This window comes from Paenibacillus nasutitermitis, from assembly GCF_014641075.1.
Taxonomy (GTDB): domain Bacteria; phylum Bacillota; class Bacilli; order Paenibacillales; family Paenibacillaceae; genus Paenibacillus_Z; species Paenibacillus_Z nasutitermitis.
Window position 1 is genome coordinate 675,236 of record NZ_BMHP01000001.1, and the last position, 20,711, is coordinate 695,946.

Here is a 20,711-nt window from a genome sequence, read left to right on the forward strand (position 1 = left end):
AGCAAAATCCGCTCCGCTTTGCAGATTTATTCCGCAAGGCGGTTTTTTTAACCTAATAGAATGTATAAGTTTCACGCTTATAAATTTCCATATAGTCTAAGGGAAGAAACTAACTTTTCCGCCAAAGGACGGCGCAGTTTCTTGTAACAATCTTTCTCGAATTTTTGGTAGTATAAGAGAAAAGACATCCAGACCAACCAGCGCTTCATCCATACAACTGCTGAAGAAGGGAATTGTGGAAACATGAACGAACAGATCTGGAAACATCGCAGACCCTTGGCGGCCCTGCAGCGGGCGCTTGCATCGGGAACTCTCCGCCTGGGCTTTATCGGGGGCTCCATAACGGATGCCAGGGGTCGCAATAATTGGCCGGAGCCGGTTATCGCCTGGTTTGCGGAGCATTACCCTCAAGTACGCTTATTTGTCGAGAATGCCGCAATCGGAGCAACGGGAAGCGAGCTGGCTGTGTTCCGGGCCGAACATGATTTGATCCAGCGGAAATGTGATCTGGTTTTTGTGGATTATTCCGTCAATGACGGGGATGAGCCGAGCGAGAAGCGGATGCGCACAAGAGAAGGGCTGCTGCGCAAATTATTAAAGGACGGAACAAGGGATGTGGTCGTGGTTCACACGTTCAGGCAGCCCTTCTACCGCGACATGATTGAAGGGAACATGCCCGCATCGATCGCCGATTTTGAGACGCTTGCGGAGTATTACGGGGTCGGTTCTGTCTGGATGAGCCTTTACGCGCTTGAAGAAGTGAAGAAGGGCCGGATGCGCTGGGAAGAATGGCTCCCTGACGGACTTCATCCTACGGAGCGCGGAAGCCTGAGCTATGGCCAGAGCGTGATCGCTTTTCTGGAGAAAGAGCTTCAGACGGACTTGGAACAGGCAGGCCAGGAGGATGCCTATGTTCTCCCTGAACCGCTCAATGCCAGCCATTGGGAGAGAGCATACCAGCTGTCCTGGAGTGATGTGAAGACGGAAGGGCCTTGGGTGATCAGACGCTGGCCTCATCTGGAATGGATCGATCAGGCACTGGAAACGGCAGCGGTGGGCGCGCGCCTGAGCTTTTCCTTTGTCGGCAGGGGGTTGTCGCTCGGGTTTGATTTTGGTAAAAACTCTTCGGAGATCCGTTATCGTCTGGATGGGGGAGAGTGGGTCACCTCCGTTCGCGAACGTCCGGATTGGTGCGGTAATGATGGCTGGTTCCGAAGCTATCTGGTTGCCGATGATATGGACCCGGGAACGCATCATTTTGAAATGGAAGTGGTGCATGGAGACACGCCGGATTGCCGGGGAACCAACTGCCGGATCGGTCTGATCGGTATTATTGCTTAGGGCAGAAGATGCGCCGGAAATCGTTGAAGGCTTTACAGAAAAAACGGTATAGGAATGGGAGACCGGCGCTAAGCCAGTCCCCATTCCTTTTTGGCCTCGGTGATTTTTTTGAGGGGTTTATTGGTTATGTTCTCATGTGCTTTTGGTTTTCGCCCCACCCAGCGCTGGTCGATCGGCTCGCTGGTCAGCTGGTATCGGGTATCGCAGCTGATGCGGATATGATCGGTCACATTGACAGTGGAGCTGTGCATCGTGAACATGCCGAACAGAATCGCATCCCCAGCCTGGAAATCACTTGTCGCCCAGCGTCCGCCGTATTTCTCAATGACCTCCAGCGGATCATTGGAGAACCAGCCTTCCGTATGATCGCGGTCGACATCCATCTGACCATACGTTCTGCGGACATGCTCCCATTGATGAGAGCCAAGCAGAATGGCGAGCGTTCCCATTTCAACGGGCGTATCGCCAATTGGCGTCCATAGCGTGTAAAGATTGGGCGTTCCTCTGCCCATATAGACGATATCGTAATGCGCTCCGGTCGATTCGCCATTAGCAACTGCGCGGAGCCATTTGTAGTCGTAGGTGGAAACCTCTCCCCCGAGAAAGGTCGAGAAGAATTCCATCACCTTGGGCGAATTGACGACCTCAAGAAATGCCGGCTTGTCGGTGTTTACACCACCCCAGAAGGCGCCTTTGTTGTCCGGGCCGATGAGCCCCTGCTCCGGCCGGGAGCCGATTGCGAGCTTGCCGCTAGCGTGCAACTGCTCCAAAATTTCAGACCGGGCTTGCAATACTTTGTCCCGGTCATGAAAGCCCCGAATAAACAGATAGCCGTCTTCCTCCATCCTTGCCTGCAGAGCCTCGGCATCACCGCAGATATCATTCGATTCACGAAGCGCCGTCAGGAAGGGGCCATCCATTTCCAACTGATGGGGTCCCATAGCAATCTTCAATACAATCATCTCCTTTGTTTTTACGATAACAAATCCCGATGTCGGTTTCCCATGTTTGAATGTTGGATCTATTTGTATATCTGTGTTATAAGAGAAAATAGCGGGTCCAATTAGCCGCCACAGACAGGAGCGATGGCCGCATGCTTCCGACTATTGATCATTACACTGTACCCAGGCATATGAATGACCTGTATTTGAATTATTATGGCAGTCAATCCTGCCCCCCGGAGCATCTTTATGGACCGGCCATGCGGGATCATTATTTGTATGTGCTGGTCATGAGCGGGAAGGGCCTGTACCGGGTAAGGAACAGGGATTATCCGCTTCAGGCGGGTCAGGCTTTTGTGTTGTTCCCCAATGAGCTGACGATGTACCGGGCTGATGACCGGGAGCCATGGGAGTATTTGTGGTTCGGATTTGGCGGCAAGCTCGTCCACGTCTTCCTGGCGGAGGCGGGTATTGATATCGAGCATCCCATTATCCTGCATGCGGAGCCGCAGCGGCTCCACCGACTATTTGGCGAGCTGTTCGGCCACGAGAGCGGGGATGAACGCAGAGACGAGCTTTTTTATACCGGCTGCCTAAACAGCATGCTGGCCGAGATTTGTTTTGGGGCGAAACGGGAAAGTCATTCCGGAAGGAAGGGGCATGGGGGAAATTATATTATTCAGGCCCAGAACTTCATTGAACAGCATTATGACAAAAACATTCAAGTTCATGATGTCGCTGCATATGTTGGGCTGGAGCGCAGTTATTTCTCCAAGCTGTTCAAGGCCGCCACGGGAATTGCACCTTATGAATATGTGATGGACCTGCGGCTGTCCAAAGGCAAGCAGCTGCTTCGTGAAACGGATATGCCCGTTGAGCATATTGCTCTGCTGCTGGGCTTTAAGGATACCTTTCATTTCTCCAGTTTTTTTAAACGAAAGGCGGGCGAGGCGCCGCTGCATCATCGCAGAAAACATTGGAAAAACTGATTCCGGTATAAAAGAGCACTGGGGTGTCAAACGGGAACGGCAGCAGCCCTGATTATGCGGCTATAAGGTGTTCAGCCGTCTGTAGTCCCGCGGGGTGAACCCCGTTTTTTTCTTGAAAATAGCCAGAAAATATTTCATGTCCTGATAGCCGACCTGCTGGACGATTTCCTGAACGCTCAATCTCGTATGAGCCAGCAGGCCGCAGCTTTTCTCGATCCGTTTGGTCTGGACATAGCTTGTAAAGGTGCAGCCAAGCCGGCTTTTGAACAGTCGGTGGAAATGCCGCTCGCTCATTCTGCAGGCTTCTGCCAAATGTCCTGCTGTGATGGGCTCGGTAAAATGAAGATCGATATACTCTACGGCCGTATCGAGGGAATCATTAGCCTCCTGGAGGGAGTCGGCCGTTTTGACCACACCTTGCAAATGACGCTCCAGCAGGACGGCAAGCTCCAGAAACAAGCTGTACAGCCGGACGATAAAGCCAGGCTTGCGCTGCGTATACTCGCGGTAGGCCAGCTGGAACCAGGCGCCGATCTGGCCGTCATGATCCTTCAGCCTATGCCAGAGGGCGCTCCTGCCTGGCTGGATCTGCAGCAGTGCAAGAGCTTCGGACAGCGAAGCCATTCCCGGAAAAGCGGCAAATTCCTCGGACAGCCGCTCCGGCTTAAAGATGCAGTTATAGACGATGAGCGGATGGTTCGGCTTGGAGCTGGTCGGACGAAATACATGGGATACGCCGATAGGAAGGATGAACAAGTCGTTTTTGGCGACTTGCATCACGTCGTTCTCGACATAATGAAAGCCCGAGCCCTCGTCAATATAAGCGAGCTCCATGAAATCATGCCGGTGCAGCTGCAGGCGGAACGACTCGTTCACGCGATTGAAAAAGAAAGGCAGGGCATCCTCGTCAAATAAATTCCACGTCGTCACATCAACTGGTGTCTGCACCATCTGCTTGTCATTCCTCCCCTTACGGACAAAGACTTGGACTCCATCCGTATATTCCGCAATCGTCCTTATATGATGTCATTATACCCCCTTATATCTGTCAGGAACAACCGTATTTATTCTGATGCAATGACTTACAATGGACGATAGGATAGGAAAGATTGATGCCTAGATCTGAATGAAGAAAGGTTGGGAGAAGAATGAGCAAGGAATGGACTGCCCAGTGGATCTGGGGAGGCGAAGAAGAAAGCCCGCGCAATGAGTGGCGCTGCTTCCGCCGTACGTTTGAGGTATCGGATAATCCCGGTGAGACCCAGCTGCGCATCAGTGCCGACTCCCGGTATGTTCTGTATATAAATGGTTCCCAGGTTGGCAGAGGACCTGTCCGCTCATGGGCGAAAGAACAATTCTATGATACGTATGAGGTCGGCCATCTGCTGAAGGCCGGTCAGCCCAATACGATTGCCGTGCTTGTCATGCATTTTGGCGTGGCCAATTTCTATTATATCCTGGGTCGGGGCGGCCTGATCGCCGAACTCAGCAGCAAACAGGCAGACGGAAGTACAGGTACTCTGCTTGTGGCTACCGATGAGTCATGGAAAACCTCGCGTCTGGAAGCGCACGATCCAAGCTCGCCGCGGATGGCATGCCAACAAGGATTCGCCGATATTTACGATGCCCGCAACTGGGATGAGAATTGGAACCGGGACGGCTATGACGACTCCGCCTGGCAACCCGTCCATTCCATCGGGGCTGTGGGAAGCGGCCCCTGGAAGAAGCTAGTGCCGCGCGACATTCCGTTTCTGACGGAAGAGAAAATGATGCCGTCCCGGATCGAATCCTTCCAATGGGTCAAAACGCCCGCCTGGACAGGAGCATTCGATCTTCGCGCAGCCTTTGTGCCTGGCACGAAGACGCATGCCGACAATACGGCCTACAGCGGTTATCTGGCAACCCTGCTGGTCCTGAAGCAAAGCGCCAAGGTTACACTTGGGTTTGCCGGCGGGCTGCGCACGGAAAATGTGTTTGTGGATGGCAAGCGCTGCGCAGACTGGTATGGCACGCTTCCGGAAAGATTCAGCGATCTGCAGCTTGACGCGGGCGAGCATCTGCTGTTGGTCGATATTTCGGCAAGCGATCATGGTGGCAGCTATCATATTGCTGTCGACAGCGAGGAAGCTTTTGAGCTTCGTTATCCCGTCGGTGGCGACGCTGCCGGCGCAACGCCTTTTGCCATGGTGGGTCCTTTCGATACGGTCGTAAATGTCACCTATAAAGGCGTGCGCAGCTTGAACCTTACCGAGCAGAAGTATCTGGCTGCTGCCGGAATCAAGAACGCACAAGAGCTTGAAGCCTTTAAGGAATGGGTCCAACCTCTCTCCGCTGCGTATTATAACGAGCAGGATGTGCTTGGTGCCAACATGTGGCGTACGGAAGCTATTCGCGCTAATGTGACGACGCAGATGGAGCAGGGTATAATCGCTTCGCCGGAGCCGGCTTTGATCCCTGTATCCGCAGAAGGCTACGACAGCGAGCTGGTCATCGACTTCGGCAAGGAATGGTCGGGCTTTATCGGCTTTGAGGTAGAGGCGGAAGCAGGGACCATCATTGATTTGTATGGACTTGAATATATGAACGGCGAATACCGTCAGCATACCTATGGTCTGGACAACACCATCCGTTACATTTGCCGCGAAGGCAGGCAACAATATTTGTCTCCGGTACGCCGCGGGTTCCGCCACCTGATTCTAACCGTAAGAGGCGCTTCCAAACCGGTCAAGCTGTACGATGTCTATGTTAATCAGAGCAACTACCCGGTAACGGAAGCGGGCGCTTTCCAAAGCTCCGACCCGCTGCTGAATCAAATTTGGGAAATCAGCCGTCATACGACGCGCTTATGCATGGAAGATACCTTCGTGGATTGCCCCGCCTACGAGCAGGTCTTCTGGGTTGGGGACAGCCGCAATGAGGCACTGGTGAATTTCTATGTATACGGAAGCCTTGATATCGTCAAACGCTGTTTGAATCTGGTTCCCGGTTCTGCCGATATCACGCCACTCTATCTTGATCAGGTCCCAAGCGCCTGGAACAGCGTCATTCCGAACTGGACCTTCTTCTGGGCGATCGCATGCGCGGAATATGTCGAGCATACGGGGGACAAAGTCTACGCCGCAGAAATCTGGCCGGCAGTCCGCCATACGCTGGAGCATTATTTGACCCATATCGATGATTCCGGATTGCTTAATATCAAAGGCTGGAATCTGCTGGATTGGGCTCCGATGGATCAGCCGGACGACGGCATTGTGACCCATCAGAATATGTTCTTATACAAAACGCTGCGCAAAGCCGATGAGCTCGCGGCAGCTGCCGGCGAAGCAAAGGGCTTGTTCCAGGATGCTGCGGACTCGCTGCATGCGGCCATCAACAACCGGCTTTGGGATGAACAGCAGGAGGCATATCTGGACTGCATCCATCCGGACGGCAGACGCTCTGACATCTTCAGCATGCAGACACAAGTCGTCGCCAATTTATGCCATATCGCTGAAGGGGCGCGCAAGGAAAAGGTTGCCGCGTATCTCGTGCAGCCGCCCAAATCCTTCGTTCAAATCGGCAGTCCGTTCATGTCCTTCTTCTATTACGAAGCACTGTCACAGGCGGGTCATTATGAACTGATGCTGGAGGATATCCGCACCAATTACGGCCAGATGATCGAGCATGATGCAACGACCTGTTGGGAAATGTATCCTAACTTTGCCGAGAACCGCGCTTCGGCCGATATGCTGACGCGCAGTCATTGCCATGCCTGGTCGGCCGCTCCCGGTTATTTCCTCGGGGAAAGCATACTCGGCGTCAAACGAGTGGAAGACGGCTGGCGCCGCGCAGCGATTGCGCCTCAGCCTTGCGGTCTCACCTGGGCCAAAGGCAAGGTTCCTCTGCCGCAGGGTGGACGGATTGAGGTGGAATGGCGCGTGGAAAGAAGCATCCTCAAGCTTGATGTTACCGCACCGGAAGAAGTCGAGTTGGATATTGTCATTCCGGAGGGGCTGACAGGCGAAGTCCATATTGTAAAAACTAAAGAGAACGTTTCGGTAGCACACGTTTGATTGGTAAACATCTAGTTCATAGATCGAGCTCCAAAGCAAGCTCAAGAAATCCCGGCCATGATTTGCGGCCGGTTTTTTTTGTCTAGCATAGCAGGCCTGCCCGATTAAATAATAGGCATTCTACAGCTTATTACAAGCTGTTTTTGTTTAAATTGGGATAGAGGGTAGAATGCTACTACGGTTAGGCTACAGGTGAGGAAGGACGATTTTCAAATGGAGATTTTTCTGATTGTATTGTTTCTGCTGGCTCTGATCGCCTTATCCAATATGATTAACCGGCTTGTCTTCTTCATCCCTGTTCCGTTGATCCAGATTGCACTGGGCATGATTGTCGCCGGCATTCCGTTCGGGTTCGACATCCCGCTGAGCCCGGAATTGTTCTTCGTGTTGTTCGTCGCACCGCTGTTGTTCAATGACGGCAAACGGGTCCCGCGCGACGAGCTGTGGAATATGCGCGCGCCGATCCTGCTGCTTGCTCTCGGGCTGGTTTTTGCTACGATGCTGGTAGGCGGGCATGTTATTCATTGGATGATCCCTTCCATACCGATGCCGGCTGCTTATGCGCTTGCAGCTATTTTATCTCCGACGGACGCCGTTTCAGTAAGTGCGATTTCCGGACGGATCAAGCTGCCCAAGGATATTATGAGGCTTCTGGAGGGTGAAGCGCTAATGAATGACGCTTCAGGCCTGGTTGCTTTCAAATTTGCCATCGCCGCCATGGTTACAGGCTCGTTCTCGCTGGCGGAAGCAACGGTCAGTTTTGTGTTGATCTCGGTTGGCGGCTTGATATGCGGTGCGGCAGCAGCCTTCCTGATCATCTGGTTCCGGGTATTTCTGCGCCGCTTCGGAATTGAGGACATTACGATGCATATGCTCATTCAGATCCTCACTCCTTTTGCGATTTTTCTGATTGCCGAGGAACTTCATCTGTCGGGAGTGCTGGCGGTCGTGGCAGGAGGGATCGTTCACGCCATCGAGAGAGACCGTTCGGAATCGCTGACGATGAAGCTGCAGTTTGTTTCAGCCGGTACCTGGTCAGTCATCCTGTTTATTCTTAACGGTCTGGTTTTTGTGATCCTCGGGCTGCAGATTCCGAGCGTCCTTGCTGCGATCTTTGAGAATAACGCCTTCAATAATGGACAGGTACTGAGCTATATCGTGGTCATTTCCCTGACCTTGATTGTACTTCGTTTTCTTTGGGTCTATCTATTCAGTGCACTGGAACGCAACAAGGAGAAGAAAAGCCCAAGGTTCAAATCCGCTGTTCTGACCTCGCTTTCCGGTGTCCGCGGTGCAATTACGCTGGCAGGCGCCTTCTCGATTCCGCTTTATCTGGACGATGGGTCGCTCTTTCCCGAGCGGTCGCTCATTATATTTTTAAGTGCGGGCGTCATCTTGTTCACGCTGATTGTGGCAAGCTTTATTTTGCCGCTGATTCCCATGGAGAAATCGCCGAAACTAGAAGGTCAGAAGAGCCAGGAGGATCGCTTGAAGCATGCCAAAATTCAAATTATGAATGCGGCCGTCAGAGCGATCAAGGATCACATTCAGGAGGATAATAAAGCGGCGGCACTGACGGTCATCGCTGATTATCGCAGACAGCTTCTGCATATCCGTACGGAAGGGGCGAGCACAAAAGAAGGAGCCGATTTCCGTAAAATGACCAAAAAGCTCCATTTACTTGCGCTGGATGCCGAACGACAAGCTGTTGAGAAGCTGTTCGAGCGTGGCGAAATCAGCCCTACTGCCGTTCGGCGTATCCAGTTTCAACTTAAGCAGACAGAGCTGCTGCTCACAAACAGGCTGAAATATGCGGCTGTACTGACGATTCTGGTGTTGCGCAAGGTTATCCGGAAGCTGATGGGCAGCAAAAAAGAAGAGATGAGTGAGAAAGATATCAAGGTGCTAAGAGAAATCAAGAAGCAAGCTGCCGAGGCAGCAGCTGCCGCAATTGAGAAAATAATGGATAATAGCAACAAATCGGCGGCACTCACGGTTGTTTCCCACTACCATGAGATGATTGAGCGTTTGAACAGCGGGATGCAAGGACGGAAGAAATCGCATAAAGCGGATCTCGATGTAAAAGGGATTCACATTATGGCCATTCAAACCGAACGCGACGAAATTCAATCTCTCTATGAGAAAGGTGAAATCACCTACGGCATGGCTAATAAATTACGGTTGTTCAGCAATTTTCGGGAAGCTTCGGCATTTGAAGAGGAGGAAATCGGCTGAAAATCCTTACGCCTGAACGAAATGAAATAGGCATGCGATGCATAATTACACAGACCGCGCCATTTTCGATGCAAACTCGTAATAAGAGAAACAAAGCTTGTGAATAATAGTTAGGATTGCAGCCTTATAAAGGAGAATCAATCCTATGAAAAGCAGTTTTGCCTGGTTCGTCTCGGAATGGAAATCCGTCCTCAGGTCGCCAATGCTCTGCGTGTCGCTTTTTGGTGTTATGTGTATCCCCGTGCTCTACAGCGGAATGTATCTGTGGGCGTTCTGGGATCCGTATGCCCATATTGAAAAAATTCCGGTTGCCGTCGTCAATGAGGACCGGCCGGTCGAATATGAGGGTAAAACCTATGCGATCGGAAATGATCTGACGGAAGAGCTCAAGAAGGATCATTCCTTCGCATGGGCTTTCGTCAGCCGCGCACTGGCGGAGCAAGGACTGGGCAGCCATGAATATTATTTCAGCATCATGATCCCCGAGGACTTCTCCAGGCGGGCAACGACGCTTACCGCGAACCAGCCTACCCCGCTCGAGCTTCATGTCGTCACGAATGAAGGACTTAACTATTCCGTATCCAAAATCGGCCAATCCGGCGTGGAGGAAATCCGCCAGAAGCTTTCGAATCAGCTTAGCGAAAACTATGCGGCTGCTTTATTCCTTGAGCTTGCGCAGCTGAAGGACGGCTTGCAGAAAGCAAGCGGTGGCGCAGCGGATCTGCATGACGGGCTGCAGGAGCTGTCGTCAGGCACTGCAGAGCTGCTGGTTGGAATCAAAGGCCGGCAGGATGCCTTGAGGAAGCTGGATGAAGGCGGGGCCAGCCTGAAAGCTGCGGCGGCGAAGCTGTCCTCCGGATCAGCGGCTCTCGCGAAAGGAGCTGCCGATGCAGCAGCGTCAATGGAAGCACTCGGTAAAGGGTTAGCGGCGGCAGAAGCGGGAAGTAAGCAGCTCGGGCAGGCAGCCGGAGAACTTGCGGGAGGCGTGCGTTCCGTAAACGATCTACTGAAGCAGTTTGCGGAAAGTCATCCCGATCTGGCCGAAGAGGAGAGTATGATCAAGCTGAATGCCGCAGCGGCACAAACAACGGAGGGACTTGAACCCTTGTTGAAAGGAATAACAGACCTGAATGCGGGTATTGCCAATCTTGGCGCGAAACAGGGACAAATCAGATCAGGCATCGCCGGGCTCAGCGGCAAACTGAAGGAGCTTTCCAAAGGGGCCTCGCAGCTGGGAAAGGCATCGCAGACGGTGTCCGCCGGTATTCATCAGGTCCGGGAAGGGTGGGACGGGCTGATCGGAGGACTGGAGAAGCTATCCCAGGGAGAAGCCAGGCTTACGGCGGGCAGCAGGCAATTAAGCGATTCCTTATCCCAGGGAGCGGATCAATTAAGCAAGCTCCATGCTTCGCAATCGCTCTATGAGATGATGGCGAACCCCGTCCGCCTGAAGGAGGAGTCGTTCAATAAGCTGCCTAATTACGGGACCGGAATGGCGCCGTTTTTTTTATCGATCAGTCTTTACGTGGGAGCGCTTTTGCTGAGTACCGTTTTTCCTATGCGGTCGCCAGCTTCCTCCCCGCCTTCAGGTTTCATGTGGGCGGTAACCAAATACAGTTTTTTGGCGCTGGTGTCCATCGTCCAAGTTCTTCTGGTCAGCCTGATTATTACCCGGGCTGTGGGACTGCACCCCCAGAACATGCTCTACTTTGTGGGTTTCGGCCTATTGGCAAGCCTCGTGTTCATGGCGCTGATCCAACTGCTCGTTGTTGCAGGGGACAATGTGGGAAGATTCGTGGCGGTTATTCTGCTCGTACTTCAACTGACCGCCACCTCGGGTACATTCCCCGTTGAGCTGGTGCCCCAGCCATTGCAGCGTATCCATGCCGTTCTTCCAGTGTCCTATACCGTGGACGGATTCCGCAGTATTATTTCCACCGGAGATTACAATTTGCTCCGCGAGGATTCGTTGATCCTGCTACTATTCGGCGGCGCCTCGCTGTTGCTTACGATTATTCTGCTTACCTTGTACAGCAGGGGAGGAAGGCCTCTGCAGCCGGCAGCTTGAACTATTCGGCCGCTTCCTGAGGCGCCCGCGCGGTTGTGCTGCTCCTGATAATCAGATCAGGAACAATTTCATCTTTGAGGATCCCTTTCCCATCAAGGCCGGTCCATTCAAAAAGCACCATCTCGGTTGCCCGCGCGCCCAGCTTTTCAGGATTTTGATGCACGGTAGTAAGACCCGGCCTCATATGCTGGCTGATAGGCAGATCATCATATCCGATGACGCTGATATCTTCCGGCACCCGGAGTCCATGCTCCTTGATGGCGCGTATGGCGCCATATGCTTTATGGTCGCTGGTTGCGAAAATGGCCGTTGGCCTGTCTGCGAGCTCCAGCAGCTTGAGGCAGCCTTCATATCCCATTTCCTCCAGTTCCATAACCCCGGAAACCTCGACGATAAGCGAAGGGTCGGATTCAATCCGGTATTGGGACAAAGCCAGATTATAACCCTGCAGCCGGAAGGAAAACTCCTGGTTGAGGCTGCCCTGCACGTCTTTAGTCAAGATAATCCCGATCCTGCGGTGGTTCAGGGCAAGCAAATGCTGTGTAGCCAGATACCCTCCTGTATAGTTGTCCACGATAATATAAGGGATATTGAGATGCGGAAAGGACATATGGATATTGATCATCCTGCGGTTCTCTGCTTTCCAGCGCTCAAAGGCTTCTACGTTGATTCTGTTGGAGATCAGGATAAAAGCAGTATGGTCTTCCTCCGGAAGCTCGTAGGAGACGCTTGCATCCCATAACTGGAACGATACGTCATGCTGCCTGCAAGTTTCGGAGATTCCTTTGATCATATCGAACCAGAATGGATGCATCAGGGACTGATGATTAGTGAAATGAACCAAATATACCTTATGTACGGTTAAAAAGGTTGGAGTGATGCCGCTCTGCCGCTGGTCGTTGACAAAAGTTCCTTTTTTGCGGTACCGCACAATCAGACCTTCGGCCGATAGCTCTTTCAGCGCCCGTTTCACGGTGACTTCGCTGACCTCGTAAATTTTGGCCAGTTCTATTTGTGTGGGGATGGGATCGTTGGCTTGCAAATCGCCGGATTCGATCTGCAGTTTGATCTTGTCGTATACCACTTTATACAGCGTATTTTCCTTCATTCACCCTCAACCCCTGCGTTCTAATAGCTCTAGGTTACTATATAAATTAAAATGAATACAACATTTAAAAAATAAACTTAATCCCACTGTATAAAATTTAATAAGTCTATATACATCAATTTAGGTTTATAATATAATCTTGGTTAAGCGCTTACATTCCCTTCCATTTCTAATTCTCCCTCTTATTTTATATACCACCAAGACGCTGTGCACCCTTAATCCGTTAACGCACTTCATTCTCTATAGGATGGTGAACCTAAAGATGAGCATAAGTGAAGAGAAGGATCTTCTGGTGGAAATTGCCCGTCAGCAGCGGGAGCTTGCGAGACTGATTAAGAGCCGGTTTGAGCATGTCCGGGACCCCCTTCTGCGGGATTGGATGCGGGGGTTGAGCTACATCAACAAATTGCATGCCAAAACCCTCGATTTTGAAGCCGGTCTGATTCCGGTCAATCATGAAGAGTACACCTCGCAAGAAAGCAGGGTGCAGCAGAGCAAAGTCTGGCTTGCGCATTTATTTGCGAATGAGAATATCTGGAACGGGCGTTTTGCCGAAATTGACGGTCTTTGCGTCGATCATGCCTTCTTCAAGGTTGATGGTGTCTACCACCTGATTTATATCCGTCTGGAAGCCTGCTCGATGTGGCAGGAGCTTCCGATGAGCAACTTTGGCCATGCGGTAAGCAGGGATCTTATCCACTGGGATGTTCTGGAGCCGGTGCTGCCCACAAGGCCAGGGACCTGGGAGAATACCCATGTCTGGGCTCCGCATGTCATTACCTTCCAGGAAAAATACTGGATGTTCTACACAGGAGTCAATGAAAATGCCTGCCAGGCGGTTAATGCAGCTTGCTCCACCGATCTGTCCCGGTGGGAACGGGTATCGGAGGAGCCTCTGATCAGGCCGGGCTCCTGGGGACATTGGAACCCAGCCGAGTTTTCCAACTGCCGCGACCCCTTCGTTTTACAAACCACGGAAGGCTTTTTTTGCTACTACACCGGTTTTTTGAAAGACGAACAGCAATATTGTGTGGGAATATCCCGCTCGAATGATCTTATCCGCTGGGAGGACTGCGGCTATGTGGTTTTGGCCGGCAGCAAATCTACCCCGCCGGAATCCCCGTTTGTTGTCGAGCGCAGCGGTCAATATTATATGTTCTATACAAGTTATGCGGACGGCACGGTAGTGGCGGTATCTGACCGCCCGGATGGGGGATTCGCGGACTGCCCCGAAGAAACCTATATTTTGCGCAAAGGTGTCTCAGCAAGCGAGTTTCTGCAGGATGACGATGGACAATGGCTGATGACAGCGATCTCGCATGATCCGAACCATTTTCATTTTATAGAATTTTTCCGTATGTATTGGCCAGACGACGGTAATCCCGCATTCCGGCTGGAGCCCATCAAAGCGGCAGAGTATGATTTTTTTACGGCTCTGAAGGATGCGCTTACAATAAAGCGTTAGATCATAGGCGCAAGTCAGGAGGAGGATAACCAAAAGAATAAAGCAGCTAGGTGTGAGTCCGAAGTGGAATCATGAAGATTGAGAACTCCTTTTTCAGTGCGCTTCAATAAGCGATAGGATATGGAGGTTTGATCATGAGGATTGTTCGTGTTGGACTGGTTTTGCTCTTGCTTGGCATGCTGATTCCCGCTGTGGGGAATGCAACTCCGATCAGCATCGCCACCGCGTCTTCGGTTACTGCTTCATTCGTTGCAGCGAACGCGATTGATGGAAACGCCGCTACCTTTTATTCCAGTAACGGCTACACGGACGGCAACCACACGGAGTGGCTTCAACTGGATCTGGGGCAGAAACAGTATTCCCTGTCCGATATCCGCCTGACGGCCCGGCCGGTCGGGTATGGCTTCCCGGTCGATTTCAAGATCCAGTACAGTGACGATGCCGCCACCTGGAGCAATGTGCCGGGAGCAAGCTTTGTCAACTATTCCAATCCGGGGGGCAAAGAGGTCGTCATTCCCTTCCAGAGCACCGTTAATGCCCGTTATCTTCGCATAAATGCAACCAAGCTGGGAACCGATAACGGCGGCGGCTATTACCTGCAGTTCGCCGAAGTAAAGGCAGATCAGTATTATCAAGCCTCCGCATCCTCAGTCACAGGGCTGCACAATGCCAACCTCGCCATCGATGGCGATCTTTCTCCCCACACCTTTTACTCTAGCACCGGTTACGCGGATGCCAATCATACAGAATGGCTCGCTCTTGATTTGGGCAGCGCCAAGCCCAATATTGACCAGGTCGTGATTTATCCGCGATTGAATGGTTACGGCTTCCCGAAGAATTTTAAAATTCAGTATAGCAGTAATGGATCATCGTGGTCGGATACGCCGGGCGGCGTGTTTACCAATTATACGAACCCCGGAAACAATAATCCGATCACGATTCCATTTGCCGCGCCGGTGAATGCGCGTTATATCCGTCTCTACGCAACACAGCTTGGCAGCGACAGCGCAAGCTATTACCTGCAATTATCCGAAATGCAGGTGATGCTGGACAGTCCCGAGACGGATGCGGAAACAACCAGCTCGGTTGCCGTGTCCTCTTCCATAACGGGATGGCCGGGAAGCTACTTGTCCGACAAGAACCGGGCTACTATGTGGTCGAGTGTAAATCATGCGTCTGCCGCATTTACGGAAAGCTTCACGCTCCAATACCCCGGCAAGCAGTTGTTCAACAAGCTTGTACTGTCTCCGCGGGGCTATGGATACGGCTTTCCGACAGCCTTCAAGCTGCAGTACAGTGCGGATGGAACAACATTTGCGGATATTCCCGGGCAATCGTACAGTTCTTATCCCAATCCAGGGTCGAAGCGGCAGACCTTCAGCTTCGAACCTGTCAGTGCGAAGGCGCTGAGAGTGGTCGCCACCGCCTTATCGGCTGATGATTCGGGTACGGCGTATTATTTCCAGCTGGCAGAAGCTTCGGGCTACAGATGGGATACTTACAGCGATACCTGGGCGGCTACCGATCATTTGGGCAGAACCGTTCAGAGCTATTCGGATTTCAATTCGAGCCGTCAGGGCAAATATGTCGGGATGTTCTACTTCCTGTGGCTGGGCCAGCATGGAACCGGCGGACCTTATGACATCACCAAGATTATCAACAATAACACGAACGCCATGAACAACAGCGCAAGCCCGCCATGGGGCGCTTACGGCTCATTCCACCATTGGGGCGAGTCCCAGTTAGGCTATTATTTATCCGATGATACTTATGTGCTGAAGAAACATGCCCAGCAGCTGGCCGATGCCGGCGTTGATACGCTTATCTTCGATGTCACGAACGGCTATACGTACAAGGACAATTATATGGCGCTCCTGCAGGCCTTCACGGAGGTACGTAATAACGGAGGGAAAACGCCGCAGGTCATGTTCCTTGTTCCTTTCGGAAGTCCGGTTGCGGTGGTCAATGAGCTGTATACCGATCTTTATGGTCCGGGGCTCTATTCCGATCTATGGTTCCGATGGGAAGGCAAGCCGCTGATTATGGCGGACGCCAGTCAAATTACGAACACGACCCAACGGAATTTCTTCACTTACCGCGGCAATCAGCCCAGCTATTTCACCGGCCCGACAAGCGCGAATCAGTGGGGCTGGCTGGAGACCTTCCCTCAGCATAATTTCTCCAGCACCACAACCGCCAAAGAGGAAATGACCGTCGGCGTCGCGCAGAATGCTGTTCCGAATGGCAGCGGCGGATGGCAGCTGGGACCGATGAGCCAGAATGGCGCCATGGGAAGAAGCTTCCATAACGGCAGCCTGCCGTCAGCTCCATATCCGACAGAGTACGGTTATAATTTTGCCGAACAATGGGGAAGGGCGCTGGAGAACGATCCTAATTTTATTTTCGTCACCGGCTGGAATGAATGGGTTGCCCAGCGCTTCGACACGATAGGAAGCTACACGGCGCCCAATATTTTCTACGATGCTTTCAATCAGGAATTCAGCCGCGATATCGAACCGATGAAAGGCGGTTACACCGACAGCTATTATTATCAGCTGACGGATTATATCCGCAAATACAAAGGCATCAGGCGGCCGCAGAGCAGCGGGCCTCTGAAGACGATTGCGATCGACGGGAATTTTGCGGACTGGAAGGATGTTCAGGATGAATACCGCGATGATATCGGCGATGCAGCTCAGCGCAATCATGCGGGCTGGGGGACGGCAGGAACGTATACCAATACGACTGGACGCAATGATATCCAATCGGCGAAGATAGCCCGGGATGCCGATTACGTCTACTTCTACGTAAAAACGAAAGATAATATCACCGCTTATACGGGATCTGGCTGGATGAGGTTGTTCATCAAGACGAATGCTGCGCTTAGCAACTGGGAGGGTTATAACTTTGTCGTCAACCGTTCAGTCGTGAACGGTACGGCAACCAACCTCGACAAAGTAACAAGCGCAGGCGGTTGGAACTGGTCCAATGTATCGAACTCCGTTGCATACCGCGCAAGCGGGAGGGAAATGGAGCTGGCGATCCCGAGAACGGCTCTGGGAGTTAGCGACACCTCTGTACCGCTGCGGCTGGAGTTCAAATGGAACGACAACATGCAGTCACAAGGCGATGTCTCCGAGTTTAATATCAACGGCGATACAGCGCCGAACGGCCGATTCAATTATGTATTTGCCGAGAAGACACGCTGATCAAGGACGCAGGTCCGGGAGGCGGAAGAATTCCGCTTCCCGGTTTCACCTGATTGCAACAGCTAAACGAATGGAGGTAGGGAAATGAGGATTTTTCTGAAGCTCGCAGCATGCACGCTGCTGCTGATGGGAATGGCAGGAGTTGTTTATGCCCAGACAAATCAAGCCATTGTCGAGCCGGGCGAAGACCATACGCCTGTCAAGCTTGAGGAGCAGGCAACACTCGGTCAGGATTTTATAGCCACGCAAGCGTTTAATTCGCTACTGCTGCCGCTGCCGACCTGGTCGACGACGACGTCAGGATTCACATTTACGCTGCGCAAGCATGGACCCAGCGGCGAAGTTGTTTTTACGCAGGACGTTACGAATGCTGCGGACAACAAGTCGGAGTTCCAGATTCCGGAGCAGGGCATCGGGCGCTATTACGCGGAAATCAGCCAACCAGCGGGGCAGATCGGCTGGTGGACGAGAGGAGATGTTTACGAAAGGGGAACGGCTTATTCGAACGGCAAGCCTGTGATCGGAAACGATCGTGAACTTATCATTTCACTTGAGCCTTAGCCCAGGGATAAACAAAGGAGGTATGATGATGAAAAAAAAGTGGCTCAACCTGCCGATAGCCGCACTGATGCTCGCAGCCATCGTTGTCCCGCAGTTCTCGCTTGCTGCAGATGATGAGGAGGCGGCTCGCCAATTGCCGCCTACCGCAATCAGCATTGCGGGTAAAGTCAAAGACCCCGTCGATCTGGTGCAGGGGCTTGTACCAGTGGAGACTCCGCTCGTGAAAGCACAGCCCGGCAGCCAGTCCCAGAACTTGGCGCCCGGTTCCACGCTCGGTCAGGATTTTTTGGCCGTCACCCCTTTTACAAGTGTAGGTCTTACAACACCGGGCTCGGGAAGCGGAGCTTCAGGCTTTACCTTTAAGCTCTATAAGGATGGCCCCAGCGGTACTCTCCTGTTCTCCGGGCAGGTGTCGAATGCGGTGGATGGAGTCAACCGCATCCTTGTTCCGGCCCAGGAAGAAGGGCGGTATTACGCGGAAATAACCGATCCGACAGGAAATGTCGGCTGGCTGACGCAGAATGTTAGCTATATGCTGGGATCTGCTTACGACAATGGACAGCTGCTGGTGGACAAGGAGCGTGTTCTCTCCATTTTCCGTGATGCTCCTGCGGTACTTGGCCAGACTTTCAGCACGGATGGGAGCTATAACCAGCTGATATTTAGTCTCCCCGCCAAGGCCATCGAGAACGCAAAGGTCAAGGCGTCTATATATTACGGCGGCCGGGGCGGCCAACTGATCAGCAGTACACCGCTCGTATTCGATAAGAAGGAAGCGAGGCTGCAGACGGGAACCATGCCGGCCGGAACGTATTATATCGAGCTGGTCAATGAGGGCGCAGTGCCTGTGACATTCGGCTACGGCAAGGAGGCTTATGCCGGGGGCGATGCCTATCTGAATGGTTCTATAGTGCAGGGAAAAGATCTTGCGCTCAGCTATATGACGGTCAATGGAAACCAACTGACGAAGTGGGATACCAAAAGCGATACGTGGGCTGCTACAGATGCTCTGGGCCGCACGGTATCGACATCCGAGCAGGTGGGACCACCTCGTAAGGATAAATTCGTCGGGTTGTTCTATTTCCTCTGGCTGGGGTACCACGACACGAGGGGGCCGTTCAATATTACTGAAATTTTGGCCCAGGATCCCAATGCAATGAATGACAAGAATAGTCCGCTGTGGGGACCGCTGCATGATTTCCATTACTGGGCGGAGCCATTGTTTGGCTATTATCGTTCCGATGATGAGTATGTCATCCGCAAGCATGCCCAGATGCTGAGCGATGCGGACGTAGACACGATTATTTTCGATGTCACTAACCAATTCACTTATAAAGAAAATTACATGACCCTGCTGCGAGTATTCACGGAAATACGAAATGAAGGAGGCAGAACACCGCAGGTTGCGTTTCTAACGCCGTTTGGCGACCCATCCAAGGTCGTGAAAGAATTGTATAACGATCTGTACGGCAAAGGGCTGTATTCGGATTTATGGTTTCAATGGGAGGGTAAGCCGCTTATTCTCGCCGACCCGGCTTTGGTAGGAGCGGAGCAGTCATCATTCTTTACTTTCCGTAAACCTCAGCCTGATTATTTTGTCGGTCCGACCGGTCCGAATCAGTGGGGCTGGCTGGAGGATGCTCCCCAGCATGTATTCCTGGATTCTGACGGTAACAAGGAGCAGATGGTGGTGGGCGTCGCCCAGAATGCGGTCAATGGAAAGCTTGGCTCACTCAGCGATCCTGGAGCTCAGGGCCGCAGCTATCATAATGAGAGCCAACCGGCTGAGCCTTATCCAACAGCGAGCGGGTTGAACGCGGCGGAGCAGTGGGAGCGGGCGCTCGCCGAGGACCCCGAGTTTATCTTTATTACCGGCTGGAATGAATGGATCGCCATGCGTTTCGATGAATTCAATAATGTGAAGGCCCCTGTAAGCTTCGTGGACCAGTTCACGCAGGAATTCAGCCGTGATATCGAGCCGATGAAAGGCGGGCATGCGGACAGCTTTTATTATCAAATGGCGGATTATATCCGCAAGTTCAAGGGAGCTCAGACCCTGGAGCCCGCAAGCAAGAAGCAGAAAATCAAAATCGACGGAAATTTTAACGACTGGAAGCATGTAAGCCCTGAATATAAGGATGATATTGGAGATACGGCGCACCGCAATCACCCGGGCACAGCCAATGCAGGCGTCTATACCAATACGACTGGCCGCAATGATATTATTCTTTCCAAGATGGCCAGGGACAACGACAATGTGTACTTCTATGTGCAGACTCATGACCCTATTACTCCATATACGGACACAAGCTGGATGAATCTGTTCATCAATACAGACGGGAATGGCACAAACGGATGGAACGGATACGATGTTCTGGTGAATGCATCTGTGGTGAACAACCATCAGACAACGATCAGGAAAACATCCGGAGCCTGGAATTGGCAGAACGATGGGAATGCCGAATATAAAGTGAACGGCAACGAGATGGAGATTGCCATACCGCGCGCCAAACTTGGATTAACGAGCCGGGACACCTTTGAACTGGAATTCAAATGGGTGGACAACAGGCAGAAAGACGATGACATTGTAGAATTTACGGTAAGCGGGGACAGCGCACCGAACGACAGATTCAATTACCGTTATAAAGTGGAACAACGTTAGAGATTCCTATTATTGCTCATCGAGACGGGAGAGCTTATGTGGGTCATTCGGGCCTGCGAAGGTGCGTATAGATGCCCTGG

At 52.2% G+C, this 20,711-nt stretch carries 12 protein-coding genes; 9 read left to right on the forward strand and 3 right to left on the reverse strand.

All coding sequences use genetic code 11. The annotated features are described in order from the left end of the window. Positions 1-243 precede the first annotated feature (243 nt). Positions 244-1,341 carry an SGNH/GDSL hydrolase family protein gene (locus IEY46_RS02835; protein ID WP_188988926.1) on the forward strand — a complete coding sequence of 366 codons (1,098 nt, stop codon included), beginning with the start codon at positions 244-246 and terminating at the stop codon, positions 1,339-1,341. Between the two features lie 68 nt (positions 1,342-1,409). Here the strand turns inward: IEY46_RS02835 and IEY46_RS02840 are convergent, their stop codons facing one another. After that, entirely contained in the window at positions 1,410-2,294 is an 885-nt protein-coding gene (locus IEY46_RS02840) for a phytanoyl-CoA dioxygenase family protein (protein WP_188988928.1), read from the reverse strand. 140 nt (positions 2,295-2,434) lie between these two features. Between IEY46_RS02840 and IEY46_RS02845 the strand changes: the two genes are divergently transcribed. Continuing rightward, positions 2,435-3,271: an AraC family transcriptional regulator gene (locus IEY46_RS02845; RefSeq protein WP_188988930.1), complete on the forward strand. Its 837-nt coding sequence runs from the start codon at positions 2,435-2,437 to the stop codon at positions 3,269-3,271. Positions 3,272-3,331: 60 nt separating this feature from the next. Here IEY46_RS02845 and IEY46_RS02850 read toward each other — a convergent pair whose 3' ends face one another. Then, positions 3,332-4,222: an AraC family transcriptional regulator gene (locus tag IEY46_RS02850; RefSeq protein ID WP_188988932.1), complete on the reverse strand. Its 891-nt coding sequence runs from the start codon at positions 4,220-4,222 to the stop codon at positions 3,332-3,334. A 197-nt stretch (positions 4,223-4,419) separates the two neighbouring features. Here IEY46_RS02850 and IEY46_RS02855 point away from each other — a divergent pair, with 197 nt between their 5' ends. The 3 genes from IEY46_RS02855 (at position 4,420) to IEY46_RS02865 (ending at position 11,626) form a co-directional block, all read left to right on the forward strand. After that, entirely contained in the window at positions 4,420-7,323 is a 2,904-nt protein-coding gene (locus IEY46_RS02855; RefSeq protein ID WP_188988933.1) for a family 78 glycoside hydrolase catalytic domain, read from the forward strand. 213 nt (positions 7,324-7,536) lie between these two features. Further along, positions 7,537-9,558, forward strand: coding sequence for a Na+/H+ antiporter (locus IEY46_RS02860; protein WP_188988935.1), 2,022 nt, complete (start codon positions 7,537-7,539; stop codon positions 9,556-9,558). Positions 9,559-9,703: 145 nt separating this feature from the next. Next, entirely contained in the window at positions 9,704-11,626 is a 1,923-nt protein-coding gene (locus IEY46_RS02865; protein ID WP_188988937.1) for a YhgE/Pip domain-containing protein, read from the forward strand. Between the two features lies 1 nt (position 11,627). On the opposite strand, the gene IEY46_RS02870 is transcribed toward IEY46_RS02865, so the two are convergent. After that, positions 11,628-12,734, reverse strand: a complete 1,107-nt coding sequence (locus IEY46_RS02870) for a GntR family transcriptional regulator (protein WP_188988939.1) — start codon at positions 12,732-12,734, stop codon at positions 11,628-11,630. A 262-nt stretch (positions 12,735-12,996) separates the two neighbouring features. Here IEY46_RS02870 and IEY46_RS02875 point away from each other — a divergent pair, with 262 nt between their 5' ends. The 4 genes from IEY46_RS02875 to IEY46_RS02890 all read left to right on the forward strand — a co-directional run bounded on the left by IEY46_RS02875 (position 12,997) and on the right by IEY46_RS02890 (position 20,631). Beyond that, on the forward strand, positions 12,997-14,199 hold the full coding sequence (locus IEY46_RS02875) for a family 43 glycosylhydrolase (RefSeq protein ID WP_188988941.1): 1,203 nt from the start codon (positions 12,997-12,999) through the stop codon (positions 14,197-14,199). 134 nt (positions 14,200-14,333) lie between these two features. Continuing rightward, entirely contained in the window at positions 14,334-17,408 is a 3,075-nt protein-coding gene (locus IEY46_RS02880; RefSeq protein WP_188988943.1) for a discoidin domain-containing protein, read from the forward strand. Between the two features lie 84 nt (positions 17,409-17,492). Further along, positions 17,493-17,969 carry a hypothetical protein gene (locus tag IEY46_RS02885; protein ID WP_188988945.1) on the forward strand — a complete coding sequence of 159 codons (477 nt, stop codon included), beginning with the start codon at positions 17,493-17,495 and terminating at the stop codon, positions 17,967-17,969. Positions 17,970-17,997: 28 nt separating this feature from the next. Continuing rightward, entirely contained in the window at positions 17,998-20,631 is a 2,634-nt protein-coding gene (locus IEY46_RS02890) for a hypothetical protein (protein WP_188988947.1), read from the forward strand. Positions 20,632-20,711 lie beyond the last annotated feature (80 nt).